5 protein-coding genes and 11 pseudogenes are annotated in these 17,440 nt (G+C 69.2%); 10 read left to right on the top strand and 6 right to left on the bottom strand.

Going from position 1 to position 17,440, the window contains the following annotated elements; translation table 11 throughout:
* Positions 1 to 8: 8 nt before the first annotated feature.
* The 5 genes and pseudogenes from ACHMXE_RS26265 to ACHMXE_RS26245 all read right to left on the bottom strand — a co-directional run.
* Positions 9 to 437: pseudogene (locus ACHMXE_RS26265) on the bottom strand (hypothetical protein); the annotation flags it as partial.
* A 688-nt stretch (positions 438 to 1,125) separates the two neighbouring features.
* Positions 1,126 to 2,472, bottom strand: a pseudogene (locus tag ACHMXE_RS26260) (DUF6531 domain-containing protein); the annotation flags it as partial.
* 4 nt (positions 2,473 to 2,476) lie between these two features.
* Positions 2,477 to 3,505: a DUF2169 domain-containing protein gene (locus ACHMXE_RS26255; protein WP_395352251.1), complete on the bottom strand. Its 1,029-nt coding sequence runs from the start codon at positions 3,503 to 3,505 to the stop codon at positions 2,477 to 2,479.
* Positions 3,506 to 3,507: 2 nt separating this feature from the next.
* Positions 3,508 to 4,155, bottom strand: a complete 648-nt coding sequence (locus ACHMXE_RS26250; protein ID WP_395352249.1) for a bacteriophage T4 gp5 trimerisation domain-containing protein — start codon at positions 4,153 to 4,155, stop codon at positions 3,508 to 3,510.
* Positions 4,040 to 5,818, bottom strand: coding sequence for a type VI secretion system Vgr family protein (locus tag ACHMXE_RS26245; RefSeq protein ID WP_395352247.1), 1,779 nt, complete (start codon positions 5,816 to 5,818; stop codon positions 4,040 to 4,042). The genes ACHMXE_RS26250 and ACHMXE_RS26245 overlap by 116 nt, the downstream gene beginning before the upstream one ends.
* Positions 5,819 to 6,100: 282 nt before the next feature.
* On the opposite strand from ACHMXE_RS26245, the pseudogene adk reads away from it, so the two are divergent.
* Positions 6,101 to 6,759: pseudogene (gene adk / locus ACHMXE_RS26240) on the top strand (adenylate kinase).
* Between the two features lie 73 nt (positions 6,760 to 6,832).
* On the opposite strand, the pseudogene ACHMXE_RS26235 reads toward adk, so the two are convergent.
* Positions 6,833 to 7,784 (bottom strand): annotated as a pseudogene (locus ACHMXE_RS26235) (asparaginase).
* 83 nt (positions 7,785 to 7,867) lie between these two features.
* Here ACHMXE_RS26235 and lexA point away from each other — a divergent pair.
* The 9 genes and pseudogenes from lexA to ACHMXE_RS26190 all read left to right on the top strand — a co-directional run bounded on the left by lexA (position 7,868) and on the right by ACHMXE_RS26190 (position 17,293).
* A pseudogene (gene lexA, locus ACHMXE_RS26230) lies at positions 7,868 to 8,542 on the top strand (transcriptional repressor LexA).
* Positions 8,543 to 8,719: 177 nt separating this feature from the next.
* Positions 8,720 to 9,103 carry a hypothetical protein gene (locus ACHMXE_RS26225; protein ID WP_395352245.1) on the top strand — a complete coding sequence of 128 codons (384 nt, stop codon included), beginning with the start codon at positions 8,720 to 8,722 and terminating at the stop codon, positions 9,101 to 9,103.
* Between the two features lie 207 nt (positions 9,104 to 9,310).
* A pseudogene (locus tag ACHMXE_RS26220) lies at positions 9,311 to 10,317 on the top strand (D-2-hydroxyacid dehydrogenase family protein).
* A gap of 4 nt (positions 10,318 to 10,321) precedes the next feature.
* Positions 10,322 to 11,482, top strand: a pseudogene (locus ACHMXE_RS26215) (MFS transporter).
* A gap of 168 nt (positions 11,483 to 11,650) precedes the next feature.
* Positions 11,651 to 13,172 (top strand): annotated as a pseudogene (locus ACHMXE_RS26210) (3-hydroxyacyl-CoA dehydrogenase).
* Positions 13,173 to 13,180: 8 nt separating this feature from the next.
* A pseudogene (locus ACHMXE_RS26205) lies at positions 13,181 to 13,960 on the top strand (oxepin-CoA hydrolase, alternative type).
* Between the two features lie 77 nt (positions 13,961 to 14,037).
* Positions 14,038 to 14,757: a Crp/Fnr family transcriptional regulator gene (locus ACHMXE_RS26200; RefSeq protein ID WP_093342235.1), complete on the top strand. Its 720-nt coding sequence runs from the start codon at positions 14,038 to 14,040 to the stop codon at positions 14,755 to 14,757.
* Between the two features lies 1 nt (position 14,758).
* A pseudogene (locus ACHMXE_RS26195) lies at positions 14,759 to 15,848 on the top strand (phosphotransferase).
* Positions 15,849 to 16,020: 172 nt separating this feature from the next.
* Positions 16,021 to 17,293: pseudogene (locus tag ACHMXE_RS26190) on the top strand (acyl-CoA dehydrogenase family protein).
* The last annotated feature ends 147 nt before the right edge of the window (positions 17,294 to 17,440 follow it).

The raw sequence follows: 17,440 nt of genomic DNA, 5'->3' as shown, positions 1-17,440 counted from the left end.
GAGGTGGTCTGCCCGAGCGCGTCGGTCACGCTCGCCAGGTAGCCCCAATCGTCGTAGGCATAGGACGTCGCGAGGCCCGAGCAATCGACATGGCGAACGATCCGGCCGGCCGCGTCGTAGGCCATGCGCCGTGTCTTGCCCAGCGCGTCGACGATCTCGACGGGAAGGCCGCGCCCGTCGTACGCGTAGCGCGTCTCCTGCCCGAGCGCGTCGACGGTCGCCACCACGTTGCCGCGCTCGTCATGGCGATGCTCGATGGTCGCGCCAGCCGGGTCGACGATGCGGCTGGGCAGCCCCAGGCGGTCGTCGTAGGCAACCCAGGTCACCAGCGACTCCTGCGCGGTGGGCCCGGGCTCCTGGATGCGCGTCGGTCGGCCCTGGCCGTCGTAGGCGTAGCGCCGGGTGCGGCCCGCGGGATCGGTCTGTGCCAGCAGCATGCCGAAGGCATCGAGCTCGGCGCCGGGTCCGCCCGCCCATCGCGTCGACGGTGCCGATCCATTCTCTGTGCTGGTTGAATTCGTAGACCTCGACGCGGCCCAGCTGGTCCCGCACGCGGGTCTCGCGCTCGGCGTACTCGAAGCGATAGGACTCGCCGTTGTCGGCATCGCAGCGCAGCACCTTGCCGCGCGGTGCGCAGACGTCGTATTCGTAGCGCACCCGCATGCCGTCGGGCCGTGTGTGCGAGACCATCATGTGCTCGATGTACTCGAACTCGCGCGCGACATGGCCGCTGCGATCGACGACCCGGACCAGGTCGCCCTCGGCGCTGTAGTCGTAGGTCACCAGCGTGACCGGCGGCTGGCCCGCCGCGCGCTCGAGCGCGACCCGGCGGATTCGCACGGCCCCGCCGGCCAGCGTCTCGAAGACCGGCAGGAACGCCCTGCCGGCACTGTCCTCGATGCGCACCGGCAGGCTCTGCGCGCCATAGCGAATGCGTAGTGCGTTGTCGTTGCGGTCGACGATGGCCTCGAGCAGATAGCGCGCGCCGGCCTTCCCGAAGACCAGGCGCGGGCTGCCGGCGGGGCCGAGCAGTTCCAGGTGGTCCGCGTCGGGCGCGCTCAGCGCGAATTGCTCGAACTCGTTGTAGTGGCGCCCTCCCGGCGCGAGCAGCGGGAACATCACCTCACGGCCGTATTCATCGATCAGCACGAGCCGCCGCCCGCCGGGCGTGCGCCGCGTCTCGATGCGCGCGTCGAGCTTCAGCGCCCATCCCTGGCCGAACCAGCCCGAACGCGCATTGCTCGAGGTGTAGGTGCGCTGCCAGACCAGCGGCATGAGCGCGGGCAGCTCGAAGTCCAGCTCCATGCCGTCGGCCAGCACCTTGCAACCCAGCACCGGGTTCACCGGATGGGCCACGAGCGGGCACACCACGCACGGCGGCGATCGTCCATCCCCCGGCGTGCTCGAGTCCTCCCCATCCGCCAGCCGGCGCGGATGCGGCTCGCCGCCCTCGTGCGGCCGCTCCTTGTGCTTCTTCTTGAACTCCTTGAGCTTGCGGATCGCCGCGGCGATGTCGTCGCCCTTGGTGATGCCGGCCTTGGCCATCAGCTGCGCGGCCTTGGTCGCGCCGCCGGCCGCCGCGCCCACGCCGGCCGTGGCCAGCGAGACGGCCACGGCTTCCGCCGTCTGGCCGAGGATCACGCCCACGGCCTCGCAGCCCTTGCCCTGCTTGACCATCTCCTCGACCTGGGCCGCGATCTCGCAGAGCTGGTCCTGCAGCATGTCGGCCGCGAAGTCGAGCAGGTCGTCCATGGTGATGGAGCCGTCGCGCAGGCCATTGATCACGCCCACCACCTGCTTGCCCGCCTCCACCGCCTGGGTGCCGAACTTCTGCAGCCCGTCGACCGCGCTGCCCATCGAGCCCAGCGGATCGGAGAAGAAGGCCTTGATGCCGCCCCACACGCTGCCGAGCATGTCGCCCACCGCGGCCACGTCGCCGGTGATGGTGTTCCAGGCGCCCGAGAGCACGTCCTTGCCGCAGCCCGCAGGGTCCGCGAACATTCGGTCCTTGCTGGCCACGCCGAGCGCGGCCATGTTGGTCTTCATCTGCTCCCAGCAGGCCTTGTCGGCGATCGCCTGCTCGGGGTTGATGCTGGTGTAGACCTTGGCCGGCGCGTTCCCCTTGTTGATGGTGCCCGTGTGGCCGTTGAACACGGCCAGCCCGCCGTCGATGTGCAGCGTCTGCGACCACTCCTTGGGCTCGAACTCGTCCATGTACGTGCCCGACATGACGCCCTTGCCCTTGCCGGCCTCGCCGCCGCGGCTGACCGGCACGCGCGAGCGGTCGAGGAAGTACTCGTTGGTGCGGCCGTCGGAACGGTTGGCGGTCTTCACCGACTCGTCGAAGTACGAGATCGTCCAGTAGGGAACCGGCACGCCCTTGTCGGGCTTGAGCGGCGTGTATTTCCAGTCGGGCGCCTTGGCCAGCGCGAAGTGTTCGTGGCGTTTCTCCGCCTGCTCGGGTGCGGCCATGCGTTCAGCGCTCCATGATGCTGAGGCTGGCCTGCGACCAGTCCTGCGCGCCGGTGGTCAGCCGCCAGACCAGCGCCAGCGTGCCCTGGTCGAGGTCGATGTGGAGCGTCGACAGGTCCATGTCCAGCGGCACGACGATGCCGTCGTGGTCCGCCATCAGCGCGGTGGCCTTGAGCGCCGGCAGCCGGAAGCCGCGCACGGCCTCGAACAGGCCCTCGAGCTCCACGTCCTCGTCGCCGCGCAGGTAGCCGTTGGTCTGCTGGTCGTCGGGCGCGCAATTGAAGTAGCGCAGGTCGAAGTCGCGCGGCAGGTGCGGCGCAACCTGCTTGCGCCAGGCCTCGTCGGTGGTGCCGATGCGCGAGACGCGCGGCTGCCAGTCGCCGGGCACGGGCGCGAAGTTGAGGGTGCGGTAGTGGCGCCCGGGCGCGGCGGCCAGCGTCTCGTCGGGCGACAGCAGCTGCGGCGCCGGCCATTCGCGGTCGCGCTCCCAGCGCTCGCCGCGTTCGCCGCGCAGCCGGCCGCCGAAGCCGACGCCGACCGGGTTGGCGAGCCAGGCATCGCGCGGCGCGTCGTCGCCGCTCGGGTGCTCGCCGCCGAAGGCATGCTCGTAGAGCAGCGGCACGCCGCGCACCGGCGAGGGATGCGACAGCTCCCAGCCTCCCATGGCGCGGTAGCGCCAGTGGCGCGGCCCGGTGATCTGCAGCGACTTGCGCAGCGCCCCCACCTGCACGTGCGCGAGCCAGCCGTGGGCCGGTTCGCCGCCGGGCGCCCTGGCCTCGCCGGTCACCAGCACGTCGGTGCGCTCGCGAAACGGGATCAGGTCGCTGGGCTGCAGCAGGCTCGACGCGCCCGGCTCGCCCGCGTAGCGGTCGGCCATGTTGAGCGGCGGCTGTTCCTCCAGCGGCGACAGACCCTGGGCCGTGATCGCGAAGGTGGCCTTGGCGGCGAGGCTGTGGTATTCCTTCTCGTCGTACAGCTCGGTGTCGAATCCAAAGGCGGGGTACGGGGTCTCGTTGATCAGGGCGATGGCCATCGTCAGTTCATGTGGATGTGCTGGCCGTCCATGTCGACGACGGTGGCGCCGTTGACCTGGATGCGGTCGCCGCGGATGGCGATGGTTCCGTCCGACTTGAGCGTGATCGACGAGGCGCCGCACACCAGCGTGAGCTCGTCGCCGGCCTGGTGCACCATGGTGCTGCCCGCGTTCACGCTGACCGTCTTGCCCGAGCTCAGCGAATAGCTGGTGCCCACGGTGGTCGCGTAGCGGGAGCCGACGTTGTGCGTGTGCAGGAAGCCCACGTTGCTCATCCACGTCGCGCCCACGTTGAGGTTGTAGGCCGCGCCGATGTTGGTCATCTGCGCGATGCCCACGTTCTTCAGGCTCGTCAGGCCGATGGTCTCCTGCTTGTTGGAGCCCACCGTGAGGTTCTGGTTGACGCCGATCTTCACCTTCTCGTTGTTGCCCACCGTCTCCGTGCGGTTGACGCCGATCTTGATGGTCTCGTTGAGGCCCACGTCCTCCTTGCGGTTCTCGCCGATCGAGATCGTCTCGTTCTGTTCCACCCGCTCATTGCGGTTCTTGTGGATGGTGATGCGCTCGTTGCCGTCGACGGTCTCGGTGCGGTCGTTGTGCACCGTGATGGTCTCGTCGTGGTCCACCGTCTCGGTGCGGTCGTGGCCCACGTGCACCGTCTCGTCGTGGTCGATGGTCTTGGCGCGGTCGTGGCCGACCCAGTGCGTTCTCGTCGTGCTCGACCTCGATGTCCTGGTTGCGCTCGGCATGCAGCCACACCTGCTCGGCGCCCTTCTTGTCCTCGAAGCGAAAGGCGTTGGCGTTGGCGTCGGTCGCGCCTTCGGAGCTGCGCGACAGCAGCCCGCTCTGCGTGGCGTTGGCGGGCAGCTCCCACGGCGGCATGTTGTCGGCGTTGTAGACCCGGCCGGTGACGATCGGCCGGTCGGGGTCGCCGTTCTCGAAGTCGACGATCACCTCCTGGCCGATGCGCGGGATCTGGATGCCGCCGAAGTTGGTGCCGGCCCAGGGCGACGAGACACGTATCCAGCACGAGCTGTTCTCGTCCTTCGAGCAGGTGCGGTTCCAGTGGAAGCTCAGCTTCACGCGGCCGTACTGGTCGGTCCAGAGCTCGCGCCCGGCCGGGCCGGTGACGATCGCGGTCTGCGGGCCGGTGGTGCGCGGGCGCGGCACGGTGGGTGCGTCGGCACGAAAGACCTTGCTGGTCGGAATCACCTCGAAGTCGACGCGGCACTCGAAGCCCTGCTGGTCGCTCGCGTCGCCCACGTCCTGCAGGTGCAGCCGCGCGTCGGTCACGAGGTACTGCCGGTTGGCCTCGTCCTGCGGATGGCGCTCGAGCTCGAGCAGGCAACCCGGCACCACGGCGCGCAGGTTGCCCGAGCCGCTGGCGCGCTCGCCGCCTACGCCGGCCTCCTGCATGCGCACGCGCGCCAGTTGCTCGCCCTCGGACTCGACCATGTAGTCGCCGGGCCAGCCGTAGCGCTCGCGGTCGCTCTGTGCGGTCTTGCGCGGCATCGCGCTGACCTGCTGCAGCCGCGCCTTCGGCCGCTGGAAATCGAAGTCGTCCGTGACCCAGCGCCCGCTCTGCAGGCATTCGGCGGCCTGGAAGCTGTCGCAATGCTCCTCGGCGATGGTCTCGTCGGCGCCGCGGAACGGCACCTTGCGGTAGGCGGCGTTGGCGTAGGGCTGGTGCGAGGACATGTCGTCCACGATCACCAGCTTGTGCGAATCCTCGGCGTGCTCGAAGTAGTAGTACAGCCCCCACTCGTGCAGCAGCCGCGCCACGAAGTCGTAGTCGCTCTCGCCGTACTGCACCTGGAACTCGCGCGCCGGGTAGCTCTGCGTGGCGCGCAGCTCGAACGCGAAGCCGTAGCTGCCGAGCACCTCCTGCACGATCTCGAGCACGCTCTTGTTCTGGAAGATGCGGTAGTCGCTGGTACGCACGGCAAGGGTCAGCCAGGGCTCGATCACCGCCTCGTAGAGGGCGCGACGGTTCTCCAGGCGCAGGAAGCGCATGCGCGTCACCAGCCCGGAAATGTGCCGCTTGCTGCCACCCGCGCCGGGGCGGCCGTCTAGCACGATGTGGGCCGTGAGCGTCTCGCCCACCATCGGCTTGATGTTGACGTTGGCCGCCTGGCGTGGGCTGTGGCCCGGGGTTTCGGGCGTCGCGAGCACCAGGCTGTAGCGGAAGAGCCGGCTCAGCCCCTCCTCGCCGTCGATGGACACCGGCTGGAGGGCCGGCCGGCCTCCGAGCGTGGGCATGGTCGCACAGCTGGCGTCGAGGATGCAGCCGGCCTGCGAGGAAGCAATGGGCATGAAGTTGGATGGGTCCCGTGATGCGATGAGGCGCCGGATCGTGGACACGATGGCGTCATCTTTGTTTCTTCTTTTAACTTTCCGGATCAGTCTACGAAGAGCTGCCTTTGGGGGTCAAGAAGTCCTAAGTACTGCTTTTTCGCCGTCGGCGCCTTCGGTGTCCGGCGAAATTGTTCACGGGGCCGCGTGCTATCCTCGACGCAATTCCGTCCGCCGCACTCTGTCTTTATCGAGGGCTGCGTGCGCGACGCGACACAAATCCAAGAACCCTCCGAGGACACCATGAGACTGATTTTGTTGGGCGCGCCCGGGCGGCGGGCAAAGGCACGCAGGCGGCCTTCATCTGCCAGAAGTACGGCATTCCGCAGATCTCCACCGGCGACATGCTGCGTGCCGCCGTCAAGGCCGGCACGCCGCTGGGCCTGCAGGCCAAGGCCGTGATGGATGCGGGCGCGCTGGTCAGCGACGACCTCATCATCAATCTCGTGAAGGAACGCATCGCCCAGCCCGACTGCGCCGAAGGCTTCCTGTTCGACGGCTTCCCGCGCACCATTCCGCAGGCCGACGCGATGAAGGCCGCGGGCGTCAAGCTCGACTACGTGCTCGAGATCGACGTGCCCTTCAGCGACATCATCGAACGCATGAGCGGCCGCCGCTCGCACCCGGCCTCGGGACGCACCTACCACCTCAAGTTCAACCCGCCCAAGGTCGAAGGCAAGGACGACCTGACCGGCGAGGAACTGATCCAGCGCAAGGACGACGAGGAAGAGACCGTGCGCACGCGGCTCGACGTCTACAGCCAGCAGACGCGTCCGCTGGTCGACTACTACTCGGCCTGGGCCAAGGCCGATCCGGCCGCCGCGCCGAAGTACCGCGCCATCCAGGGCGTGGGCACGGTCGAAGAGATCACCCAGCGCGCACTGGCCGCACTGAGCAGCTGAGCCCCGGCTCGAATCGCAAGCCGCGTGCGGGCCCCCGGGGCCCGCGACGCGGCTTTTTCTTTGGGGCCCGGCTTCAAAGCAGCGCGAGCGTCAGCGCGATGCGCGCCTTGACCGGCGTCAGCGCGCCCGCGTCGGGCAGCGTGTCGCCCGGCTTGGCCAGGATGCGTCCCTGCGTGCAGCGGGTGGCGCGCAGCACCGCGATGCCGGCCGCCTGCGCCTCGAGCGCCGCCGCCTCGAGCGCGTGGTGCAGCGTGCCGTTGCCGGTGGTCGCCAGCACGAGGCCGCGCAGCGGCGAAGTGGCGCCGCCGTCGGCGCGCAAGGCACGGATCACCGCGTCGCTCGCGCCCGCGTGGCTGATCACGATCTCCACGCGCGGCCACGCGGCTTCGTCCTCGGGCAGGCGGTCGAGGGCCGCGCCCGCTTCCGACGCCGGCCAGTCGCGCACGCGCCGCACCGCGCCCTCCTCCACGTAGCCCAGCGGCCCCGCGTCGCCGGCGTCGAAGGCATCGAGCCGGTAGGCTGTGCACCTTCTGCACGTCGAAGGCACCGAGCACCGTGCCCGCGCACACCGCGCTCACGCCCTGCGCGCCCGGCGTCGCGGCCACGGCGATCGCATCGCGCACGTTCTGCGGACCGTCGGGCGACAGCGCGGAGGCCGGGCGCATGGCGCAGGTCAGCACGATGGGCTTGCGCGGTGCCAGCACCGACTGGAGGAAGAAGGCGGTCTCCTCGAGCGTGTCGGTGCCGTGGGTGATCACCACGCCGGCCACGTCGGGCTGCGCCAGCCAATGGGCGCAGCGCAGCGCCAGCGCGCGCCAGATCGCGAAGGACATGTCCTTGCTGTCGACCTGCGCCACCTGCTCGGCCGCCAGCGTCACGCCCGCGGGCGCCTCGATGCCGCCGAGCAGGTCGGCCACGCCCACCTCGCCGGCGGTGTAGCCGATGTTGTCGCCACTGTTCGCCGCGCGGCCCGAGATGGTGCCGCCGGTGCCGAGCACCACCACGCGCCGTGGATCGAGAGGGATGAATTCACCATGGCTTGCCAACTTTGAAAAACTGGTTAAAAATACAGGTACTGGATGTTCAGCCAGTGCCGCAAGGAACCACCATGCAGTTCGCCGTGAAGCTTACCGCCCGCCAGCAGCAGATCCTCGATCTGATCCAGAGCGCCATCGCCCGTACCGGGCGCCGCCGACCCGCGCCGAAATCGCGAGCGAGCTGGGCTTTCGCTCCGCCGATGCCGCCGAGGAACACCTGCAGGCCCTGGCCCGCGAGGGCGTCATCGAGCTCGTGAGCGGCACCTCGCGCGGCATCCGCCTCAAGGGCGATGCGCTGCGCTCGCTGGCCGAGTCGCGCAACAGCCAGTTTTCGCTCTCGCTGCCCGGCATGGCCCAGCTCGCGCTGCCGCTCATCGGCCGTGTCGCGGCCGGTTCGCCGATCCTCGCGCAGGAGCACGTCGACCAGACCTACTACGTCGAGAACACGCTGTTCCAGCGCCAGCCCGACTACCTGCTCAAGGTGCGCGGGCATGTCGATGCGCGACGCCGGCATCATGGACGGCGACCTGCTCGCCGTGCAGGCCACCAAGGAAGCGCGCAACGGCCAGATCGTGGTGGCGCGCCTCGGCGACGAGGTGACCGTCAAGCGCCTCAAGCGCAACAAGCAGGTGATCGAGCTGCACGCCGAGAACCCCGACTACCCGACCATCGTCGTCCAGCCCGGCGAACCCTTCGAAATCGAAGGCCTCGCGGTCGGCCTGATCCGAAACACCATGCTGATGTAGGCACGCCGAGCCGGCTGGGCGGTCCGCATCGCCGAGCCGCATCGCGGATCCGCACCACGCATCCCCCATCCGGTCGCCGCAGGTGGCGGGCGTATGGCGCTTTGTCGCCATCACCCTGCTGCGCCCGATGACAACGAATCCTGCCTGTGTTCAACCTCAAACCTTCTTGGAGTTCACATGGGAATCGCCCTCCTCACCTTCGTCGATCTTTGGATGCCGCTGCAGTCGCTCGCGAGCCGCTGGCTGCCCGCCCGCCCCGCGCACCGTCGCGATGACGACCTCTGCGCCAGCGAGCTGCGCTATGTGTCGGTACGGCCGTCGAGCGTCGCACGCGGCGACAGCGGGCACAACGCCGTCGCGCCCGCGGCCGTGGCGCAGGCACCCTCGCGTCCGCTGCGGGTGGTACGACTCGTCGACCGCCAGCAGGGCGGCGCGCGCAACAGCAACCGCGTGGTGATCTCGGGCCGGATGGCGGATGTGTGCGCCGAGCTCGACCGGCTCGCCGCGCTCGAGGCACTCGAAACCACCGCCGTGTCGCCCCGCCCCGTGCACCTGCATTGAGGGAGCAAGGCTCGGCTCGCGCGATCGCTCGATCGCGTGGGCACGACGCCTCGGGCCCAGGGCACTCTGCGGGCCAACATCGCCCTTTGCCCATTCTTCGCGGCCCTTCTTTCGCCTTTGCCCCGTTTTCGCCCTTGGGGGCCCGGGGGCCGTATCCAAACGTTCACCGGCGCGCCGATTCCATGCTGCGAGGCACAATGGCATGCCATGAATATTGTGATCCTCGACGATTACCAGGATGCGGTGCGCAAGCTGCACTGTGCTTCGAAGCTCGATGCCTACGCAGCCAAGGTCTATACCAACACCGTCAAGGGCATCGGCCAACTCTCGGTGCGTCTCAAGGATGCCGACGTGATCGTCCTGATCCGCGAGCGCACCCAGATCTCGCGCCAGCTGATCGAGAAACTCCCAAGCTCAAGCTGATCTCGCAGACGGGCCGCATCAGCAGCCACATCGACGTGGCCGCCTGCACCGAGCGCGGCGTCGCGGTGGCCGAGGGGTCGGGTTCGCCGCAGGCGCCGGCCGAGCTGACCTGGGCGCTGATCATGTCGGCCATGCGCCGGCTGCCGCAGTACATCAGCAACCTCAAGCATGGCGCCTGGCAGCAGTCGGGGCTCAAGTCGGCCTCGATGCCGCCCAATTTCGGGCTGGGCTCGGTGCTCAAGGGCAAGACGCTCTGCGTCTGGGGCTACGGCCGCATCGGCCAGCTCGTGGCGCGCTACGGCCAGGCCTTCGGCATGCAGGTGGTGATCTGGGGCCGCGAGGCGAGCTGCACCAAGGCGCGTTCCGACGGCTTCCAGGTGGCGCAGAGCCGCCAGGAGTTCTTCGCGATGGCCGACGTGCTGTCGGTGCACCTGCGGCTCAACGACGAAACCACCGGCCTGATCACGCTCGAGGACCTCTCGCGCATGAAGCCGACCTCGCTGTTCGTCAACACCTCGCGCGCCGAGCTGGTCGAGTCCGATGCGTTGCTCGCGGCGCTCAACCGCGGCCGTCCCGGTCTGGCGGCGATCGACGTGTTCGAGAGCGAGCCGCCGCTGCAGGGCCATGCGCTGCTGCGCCTCGAGAACTGCATCTGCACGCCGCACATCGGCTACGTGGAGCAGGAGAGCTACGAGATGTACTTCGGCCAGGCCTTCGACAACGTCGTGAGCTTCATCAAGGGCAACCCCACCAACATCGTCAACCCCGGGGCGTTGCAGGTCCGGCGGTGAAGCCGTGAGCCAGCCGGCGCCGAGGGGCGCACTCTGGGCGCTGCTCGCCGGCAACTTCGTGATCGGCACCGGGGTGATGGTGGTGCCGGGCACGCTCAACGAAATCAGCGTCTCGCTCGACGTCAGCGCCGCCACCGCGGGACAGCTGATCACGGCCGCGGCCTTCGTCACCTGCCTGGGTGCGCCGCTGCTCGCGGCCGCGGTGGCCGGCTGGGACCGGCGCCGGCTGCTGGCCCTCACGATGCTGTGGTACGCGGCCTGGCACGCGGTGTCGGTCTTCATGCCGAGCTTCGGCGCCCTGCTGCCGGTGCGCATGCTCGCGGTGATCGCGCCGGCCATCTTCACGCCCCAGGCCGCCGCCTGCGCCGGCAGTGCTGGTGCCGCCCGAGCAGCGCGGGCGCGCGGTCACCTTCGTCTTCCTCGGCTGGTCGATGGCCTCGGTGCTGGGCCTGCCCATCGGCGCGCTGATCGGCGGCCATTTTCGGCTGGCGCGCGGCCTTCCTCGCGATCTCGGCGCTCAGCGTCGTGAGCGCGATCTCGGTGTGGCTCACGCTGCCCAACGGCATCCGGCCGGTGGCGCTCACGGCCGCGGCCTGGGCGCGCGTGCTGCGCAGCCCGGTGCTGATGGGCATCGTGTCGATCACCGCGCTGCAGGGCGCGGGCCAGTTCGTGCTGTTCAGCTATTTCGGCCCGATCCTCAAGCAGCGCTTCGGCGCCGACGCCACCGAGTTGAGCCTGATGTGGGGCTGGTTCGGCGCCTGCGGCCTGCTGGGGCAACATGGTCGTGAGCCGCATCATCGACCGCGCGGGCGCCGGCCGCATGGTGCTCGTGACCACGGGCCTGATCGCGCTGAGCCTGGCGCTCTGGCCGCTGGCGGACAGCCTGTTCTGGATCGCGGTGGTGGTCTCGCCCTGGGGCCTGGGCTGCTTCTCGACCAACTCGGCCCAGCAGGCGCGGCTGGTTGGCCTTGCGCCCGCGCTGGCGCCGGGCTCGGTGGCGCTCAACAGCTCGGGCATCTACATCGGCCAGGCCTTCGGCGCCGCGCTCGGCGGCTGGCTGCTGGCGCGCGATGCCATGCACTGGATGAGCTGGGTCGGGCTCGCGCTGCTGCTGGTGGCCATGGTGCTCAGCGCGGGCATCGACCGCAGCCGCCGGACGGCCTGACCGGCGCGGCGAAACCCGGTCGCACCGGCTCCCGCAAGCCTCCCCGAGAAACACCGGGGAAACCCTGCTCCCGCCAGACTGCAAAATCGCTGCTGCAGCGGCCGGCGTGCGCGCACGCGCGGGCGGCCCGCCAGAGATCTCTCAACCTTTGAAAAACCCCAGCCACACATGACAGTGAACTACACCCGGATCGGCGTCGTCGGCGCCGGTGCCATGGGCCGCGGCATCGCCCAGATCGCGGCCCAGGCCGGCAGCGAGGTGCTGCTGCTCGACAGCTTCGAAGGCGCCGCGGCGCGTGGGCGCGATGCCATCGTCGCCCAATGGAACAAGCTGCACGAGAAGGGCCGCATCGACGAGGCCACGCGCGACGCCCAGATCGCGCGCGTACGGATCGCCGAGTCGGCGCAGGCGCTGGCCGGCTGCGATCTCGTGATCGAGGCCGTGGTCGAGAACCTCGAGGTCAAGCGCAAGCTGTTCGCCGAGCTCGAAGCCATCGTCGCGCCCGATGCGACGCTGGCCACCAACACCTCCTCGCTGTCGGTGACGGCGATCGCGGCCGGCCTGAAGCACCCCGAGCGCTTCGCGGGCTTCCACTTCTTCAACCCGGTGCCGCTGATGAAGGTGGTCGAGGTGGTGGCCGGCTTCAAGACCGCGCCCGAGGTCTGCGGCCGGCTCGCTGGCTATGCCGACGCAGATGGGCCACAGCGCGGTGCAGGCGCAGGACACGCCGGGCTTCATCGTCAACCACGCCGGCCGCGGCTACGGCACCGAGGCGCTGCGCATCGTGGGCGAAGGCGTGGCCGACTTCGTGACCGTCGACCGCATCCTGCGCGAACAGGCGGGCTTCCGCCTCGGCCCCTTCGAGCTGTTGGACCTGACCGCGCTCGACGTCTCGCATCCGGTGATGGAATCGATCTACCGCCAGTACTACGACGAGCCGCGCTACCGCCCGAGCGTGATCACCGCGCAGCGCCTCGCGGCCGGCGCGCTGGGCCGCAAGACCGGCGAAGGCTTCTACCGCTACGAGGACGGAGTGATGCAGCAAGCGCCCGAGGCGCCGGCGCCGAAGGTCGATACGCTGCCCGCCGTGTGGGTCTCGCCGCGCGCGGCGCGCCGCGCCGAACTGCTGCGGCTGGTCAACACGCTGGGCGCGCAGATCGACAGCGGCGCCTCCGCCGCGCCGCAGTCGCTGATCCTGGTCGCGCCGCTGGGCTTCGACGTCACCACGGTCGCGGCCGTCGACCGCCTCGATGCCACGCGCACCGTCGGCATCGACATGCTGATCGACGACGCCGCCAGCAAGCGCCGCGTGCTCGCCACCAACCCCGCCACGCGGCGCGACATGCGCGACGCCGCGCACGCCCTGTTCGCGCGCGACGGCAAGGCCGTGAGCGTGATCCGCGACAGCGGCGGCTTCGTCACGCAGCGCGTGATCGGCACCATCGTCAACATCGCCGCCGACATGTGCCAGCAGCGCGTGTGCACGCCGGGCGACCTCGAGACCGCGGTGCAACTGGGCCTCGGCTATCCGCGCGGCCCGCTGGCCATGGGCAACCTCTACGGACCGACCAACATGCTCGAGGTGCTGTTCAACATGCAGACCGTCTACGGCGATCCGCGCTATCGCCCGAGCCCGTGGCTGCGCCGCCGCGGCGCGCTGGGCCTGAGCCTGCTGCACGAGGAAGAGTGAGCCGCGACATGACCGCCGAACTCAGAGAGCACGAGCGAAGGTCGCACCATGGTGCTGACGATCGCCAATCCCAGCCAGCGCAACGCGCTCGGTCCGAGATCTATGCCGCCGGCATCGAGGCGCTCAACGGCGCCGAGAACAGCAGCGAGATCCGCAGCGTGGTCATCGTGGGCGAAGGCCCGTGGTTCTGCGCCGGCGGTTCGCTGCAGCGGCTGCAGGCCAACCGGCAGCGCGAGCGCTCGGTGCAGGCCGAGAGCATCGAGGGGCTGCACAACTGGATCGATTCGATCCGCACCTTTCCGAAGCCGGTGATCGCGGCCGTCGAGGGTCCGGCCGCGGGCGCGGGCTTCTCGCTCGCGCTGGCCTGCGACTTCGTGGTGGCCGCGCGCGACGCGGTGTTCGCCGCCTCGTACAGCAACGTCGCGCTGTCGCCCGACGGCGGCCTGAGCTGGCATCTCGCGCAGATGCTGCCGCGCCAGCTCGCGAGCGAATGGCTGATGAACGGCGAGCGCATCGGCGCCGAGCGCCTGCATGCGCTGGGCCTGGTGAACACGCTGAGCGATCCGGGCCAGGCCCTGGCCGGTGCGCTCGCGCTGGCCGCCAAGCTCGACGAGCGCGCGCCCAACTCGCTCGCGAGCATCAAGGAACTGCTGAGCGAGGGCCGCGGCGCCACGCTCTCGTCGCAACTGAGCCAGGAGCGCGATCACTTCGTGCGCAACCTGCACCACGCCAATGCCGGCATCGGCATCGCCGCCTTCCTCGAGAAGAAGAAGCCCCAGTACGAGTGAGTACGCGTGACGGGCGGCGGCGCCTCGCGTCGCTCCCGTGACAACCCTACGCCTTTCAGTCGCCGACAGGACAGACCATGGACGACCCCATTCTTACCATCGAAGAACGTGAAGCGATCAACAGTGGTCGCTGGTTCTCTTCCCTCTCCCCTTCGCTCAGGCACGACATCCTCCGATGCGCATTCGTCAGACGGTACAAGGACGGCGACCTGATCGCCGCGCGCGGCGATCCGCCCGAGCACTGGATCGCCTGTGCCAGGGGCGCGGTGCGCGTGAGCTCCACGGCCGTCTCGGGCAAGCAGGTGACGCTGACCTACGTGGAGCCGGGCATCTGGTTCGGCGACGTGGCGATGTTCGACGGGGACCGGCGCACGCACGACGCCTATGCGCATGGCGACAGCACCATCCTGTGCGTGGCGCGCGCCGACTTCCAGAAGATCCTGGCCGCGCACGTCGAGCTCTACGAGGCGCTGATGCGCCTGCAGGCACGGCGCATCCGCACGCTGTTCGGGCTGGTGGAAGACCTCAACACATTGCCGCTGCGCGCGCGGCTCGCCAAGCAGCTCATCCACCTGGTGCGCAGCTACGGCGTGCCCAACCTGGACGACGGCAGCCAGATGCGCATCGGCCTGCAGCTGGCGCAGGAAGAACTCGCGCAGTTGCTGGGCGCCTCGCGCCAGCGCGTGAATCAGGAACTCAAGACCATGGAACGCGAGGACATCATCCGCATCGAGCCGGCCGGACTGGTGGTGCTCGATCGCGCGGCACTGATGCGCGTCTCGGAATCGGATCGATAGCATGAGCCAGGATTTTTCGAACTTCGTCGGCACCCGCGCGGTGTCGCAGCAGCACGCCTTCGACGTCGACGCGCTGTCGGCCTGGCTCGAGAAGAACCTCGAGGGCTTCAAGGGCCCGCTGACGGTCGAGATGTTCAAGGGCGGCCAGTCCAACCCGACCTACAAGTTGGTCACGCCCACGCAGAGCTACGTGATGCGCGCCAAGCCGGGGCCCGGTCGCCAAGCTGCTGCCCTCCGCGCATGCGGTGGAGCGCGAGTTCAAGGTGATGAGCGGCCTGGCCGGCACCGACGTGCCCGTGCCGCGCATGCACTGCCTGTGCGAGGACGAGGCCGTGATCGGCCGCGCCTTCTACGTGATGGAGTTCATGCAGGGCCGCGTGCTCTGGGACCAGTCGCTGCCGGGCATGGGCAATGCCGAGCGCAGCGCCATCTACGACGAGATGAACCGCGTGATAGCCGCGCTGCACACGGTGAAGTACGCCGAGCGCGGCCTCGCCGACTACGGCAGGCCCGGCAACTACTTCGAGCGCCAGATCGGCCGCTGGAGCAAGCAGTACGTGGCCTCGATCACGCAGCCCATCCCCGAGATGGACAAGCTGATGGAGTGGCTGCCGGCGCACATGCCCGCGAGCGCGCGCGACGAGAACATGACCTCGATCGTGCACGGCGACTTCCGGCTCGACAACCTGATGTTCCACGCCACCGAGCCGCGCGCGATCGCGGTGCTCGACTGGGAGCTGTCGACACTGGGCCATCCGCTGGCCGACTTCAGCTACCACTGCATGTCCTGGCACATCTCGGGCGCGACCTTCCGCGGCATCGCGGGCCTCGACCACGCGAGCCTGGGCATCCCGACCGAGAGCGAATACATCCGCAAGTACTGCGAGCGCACCGGCCTCACCACGCCCGAGGCGCTGGCGCCCGACTGGAACTTCTACCAGGCCTACAACCTGTTCCGCATGGCCGCGATCCTGCAAGGCATTGCCAAGCGGGTCGAGGCCGGCACCGCATCGAGCGAGCAAGCCGTGGCCTCGGGCCGCGGTGCCCGTCCCATGGCCGAAATGGCCTGGCAATTCGCGCAGCGAGCATGAGCCTCCCGGCCTTTCACGTCGCCCTCCGGCATGTGATCCGCCGCCCCTCGCGGGGGAGGCCCGGCCCGCTCGTGCGCTCACGAAACGCACAACGCACCCTGTGCGCACACGGCCGTACCGGCGGCTAGGCACCACCCGAGCCGCCCGCCCTTCACCCCCAACGGAGACCCCCATGGATTTCGAATACTCGGCCAAGACCAAAGACCTCCAGAAACGCGTCAGCGCGTTCATGGACGAAATACATCTATCCCGCCGAAGCCGAATACAGCGCCGAACTCGCGGCCAACACGGCCGCCGGCAAGCGCTGGACCGCGCTCAAGACCGTCGAGAAGCTCAAGGACAAGGCCAAGGCCCAGGGCCTGTGGAACCTGTTCCTGCCCGTCGACAGCGCGGCCGCCTCGGGCTACGACGGCGCCGGCCTCACCAACCAGGAATACGCGCCGCTGGCCGAGATCATGGGCCGGGTGCCATGGGCGTCTGAAGCCTTCAACTGCTCGGCGCCCGACACCGGCAACATGGAGACCATCGCGCGCTACGGCTCCGACGCCATCAAGGCACGCTGGCTCAAGCCGCTGCTCGAAGGCCAGATCCGCTCGGCCTTCGCGATGACCGAGCCGACGTGGCCTCGAGCGACGCGACCAACATCTCGACGCGCATCACGCGCGAAGGCGACGAGTACGTCATCAACGGCCACAAGTGGTGGATCTCGGGCGCCGCCGACCCGCGCTGCGCCGTGTTCATCACCATGGGCAAGAGCGATCCCGAGGCACCCAAGCATTCGCAGCAGAGCATGGTGATCGTGCCGGCCGATGCCAAGGGCATCCGCATCGTGCGCCCGCTCAACGTGATGGGCTACGACGACGCGCCGCACGGCCACGTCGAGATGTACTTCGAGAACGTGCGCGTGCCGGTCGACAACATCCTGCTCGGCGAAGGCCGCGGCTTCGAGATCGCCCAGGGCCGCCTCGGCCCCGGACGCATCCACCATTGCATGCGCCTGATCGGCCTGGCCGAGCGCGCGCTCGAGCTGATGTGCCGCCGCGCTTCGTCGCGCATCGCCTTCGGCAAGACCGTGGCCTCGCAGACCGTGACGCAGGAACGCATCGCCGAGGCGCGCTGCAAGATCGACATGGCCCGCCTGCTCACGCTCAAGGCCGCCTGGCTCATGGACGTGGCCGGCAACAAGGTCGCGAAGAACGAGATCGCGATGATCAAGGTGGTGGCGCCTTCGATGGCCTGCCAGGTGATCGACTGGGCCATGCAGGTGCATGGCGGCGGCGGCATGTGCGACGACTTCCCGCTCGCCTACGCCTATGCCGGCGCGCGCACCCTGCGCTTCGCCGACGGTCCCGGACGAAGTGCACCGCAACGCGATCGCCAAGTGGGAGCTGGGCAAGTACGCGCCGGGCAAGGCCGAGGCGGAGATGCCGGTCACGCGCTTCTGAGCGGGCGGCTTTCCCAAAAGCAAAGGGCGCGATCTTCGCGCCCTCGGATTGCTGGCTAACCTCAAGCCCTCGCCTCTCGGCGAGGGCTTTGTGCTTTTGGATGACAGGATGCTCGATAGCCCCACTCCCGCGCAGCAAGAGCTCGCC

Source organism: Variovorax sp. UC122_21 (genome assembly GCF_044056785.1).
In the GTDB taxonomy this organism is placed as follows: Bacteria; Pseudomonadota; Gammaproteobacteria; order Burkholderiales; family Burkholderiaceae_C; genus Variovorax.
Note: the sequence above shows the minus strand (reverse complement) of the source record. Positions and strands in the feature narration are given on the sequence as shown.